The sequence below is a fragment of the Jannaschia formosa genome (assembly GCF_003340555.1).
Taxonomy (GTDB): Bacteria; Pseudomonadota; Alphaproteobacteria; order Rhodobacterales; family Rhodobacteraceae; genus Jannaschia; species Jannaschia formosa.
In genome coordinates, this window is the sequence record NZ_QPLJ01000073.1 from 1 (window position 1) to 2,085 (window position 2,085).

General features: G+C 66.2%; 1 protein-coding gene and 2 pseudogenes. All 3 read left to right on the plus strand.

Features of this window, described 5'->3' with window-relative positions:
* Positions 1-317: 317 nt before the first annotated feature.
* Positions 318-968: pseudogene (locus tag DR046_RS22765) on the plus strand (transposase); the annotation flags it as partial.
* A gap of 64 nt (positions 969-1,032) precedes the next feature.
* Positions 1,033-1,206, plus strand: coding sequence for a helix-turn-helix domain-containing protein (locus DR046_RS22770; RefSeq protein WP_115384617.1), 174 nt, complete (start codon positions 1,033-1,035; stop codon positions 1,204-1,206).
* 21 nt (positions 1,207-1,227) lie between these two features.
* A pseudogene (locus tag DR046_RS22775) lies at positions 1,228-1,923 on the plus strand (IS30 family transposase); the annotation flags it as partial.
* Positions 1,924-2,085: the final 162 nt, after the last annotated feature.

Consider the following 2,085-nt stretch of genomic DNA (forward strand, 5'->3'; position numbering starts at 1 on the left):
TCGTGATTCCGCCTCGGACACGTGCGGCCTTCATCTGGCACTGGTCCCGATGGCGACGACAACACCAAACCGCAGCCGCCATCCGTCATCGAAAACGAACGGAGTATATGCAACTGTAGTACTAACTGTGACGTCAGGGTCTGGTGGAACTGTCGACGCCACGACGGCCAACGCGGGCGATGATGGAGCGTGGTCGTTATTGCCGGCGGCCGGCGGTGATCAGGGGGTTTATTGCCGTGCAGATTGTCGGGGCGGGTCACCGCCATGCTCGCGTGGCGCCGAGATCGAGGTGCTGGAAGGTGAGCGAAGCGAACACGCCCGACAGGCTGTACCGGCGCCGAAAGGGCAAGAACGATGACCTCGATGCCCAGAATGCGGCCCATGCCGCCTTCGAGGGTATTGGCACCGTGACACCCCGCAGTCGGGACGGCATGGTGGAAGCCCTCCGCGTTCTGAAGGTCTGCCGCAAGTCCGCCGTGGCCGCGCGACGAGTCGCATTACAGATGATACAGGGCACGATCGTCTCCGCCCCGGACGCGCTGCGGGACCGGCTTCGCGCGATGACCCTAACGCAACTCATCCGCACGCTGGCTGCATCCCGCCCCGACATGTCCGCATATCGCGACATAGAAGGCGCCTGCCGGATCGCGCTCAGATCGCTCGCCCGGCGCTACGTGGGACTGCACGACGAGATCGCCGCGCTCGACGAGAGGATCGGTGCGATCGTGGAGGACCTGGCGCCGGACCTCATCATGCGCTGCGGCATCGGGCGCGATACCACCGTCCAACTGCTGCTCACCGACGGAGACAATCCGGGCCGCCTCACATCTGAGGCCAGCTTTCCCGCCCTATGCGATGTCAGCCCTGTGCCGGCCTCATCGGGCAAGAGGAGCCGACATCGTCTGAACCGCGGTGGCGACCGGGCAGCCAATAGCGCACTGCACGTTATCGCCGTCTGCCGGATGCGCCGGCCCATTCTATCCTGGCTTGCGACATGTCTCCGATCCTTCTGATGGACTGGGAGGAAGCAGGATGGCGCCTGTGGAGCTCGGGATCGAGGAACGGCGACGGATCGAATGGTCGATCAACGCAGGCGTGCCGGTCGCAAGGATCGCGCGCGACCTCGGGCGCCATCGGTCGACGGTCCATCGGGAGGTCAAGCGGAACCGGTTCGCCGACGAGGCGAACCCGTATCTGGACGGCTAGTACAGCTCGGTCGCCGATACGATTGCGGCGAGGCGGAGGCACCGGCGGCGCAAGCTGGTGCGCCAACCGCTTCTACTGACCTCGATCGTGGATCGGCTGCGCGCGGGCTGGAGCCCGGAGCAGATCGCGGGCAGGCTCCGCCGCGATGGCAGCGGGTCTCCTGTCTGCCACGAGACGATCTACGCCTGGGTCTGCTCGGACGAGGACCGGGAGGGACGGCTCGCACGCTTCCTGCCGTATCGTCGCAAGACGCGGTGCGTGCGCCTGGGCCGCAAGCCGCGTATGGCCCTGTTCCCGGAGAACCGCTCGATCCACCGGCGACCTGACGCCGTGGCTGAACGCGAAGAGTTCGGCCACTGGGGTGAAGGGGAACGTGGCCCCAGTGGGGCCACGCAGCCCCGGAACGACCTGATGATCTTCCAGCGCAGTCTCGGGAAGGCGAACGTCGCGACGGTGGTGGAGAGAAAGACGCGCCATATCGCCCTCCATCGCAACGAAGATCGCCCGTCGCGACGGGTGCTGGGACGGCTGGCCGGCCTGCTCGGATCCCTGCCCGCGGCGGCGCGCCGCTCGGTCACCTTCGACCAAGGCCTTGAGTTCCGTGCCTGGTCCGAACTGACGAAGGCCACCGGGATCGACGTGTGGTTCTGCGACCCGCAGGCACCGCATCAGAAAGGCGCGGTGGAGAACGCGAACGGCCGCGTCCGGCGCGGGCTCGCCTCCGAGACGCCGGTGGCGGTCCTGGCTGTGGATCGGCATGCAACTTTGGGTCTGACGCAAAGTTGGTGCATTTCCCGGTTCATGATGCCGCTACGAGGCGCGCTTTCAGGAGGTCGATGTTGGCCCGGCCATACATCTGGCGTTTGAGGGTTTTCAGGC

Coding starts and splice junctions, on each gene's coding strand:
- DR046_RS22770 (WP_115384617.1), top strand. CDS start 1,033: ATGGCGCCTGTGGAGCTCGGGATCGAGGAACGGCGACGGATCGAATGG.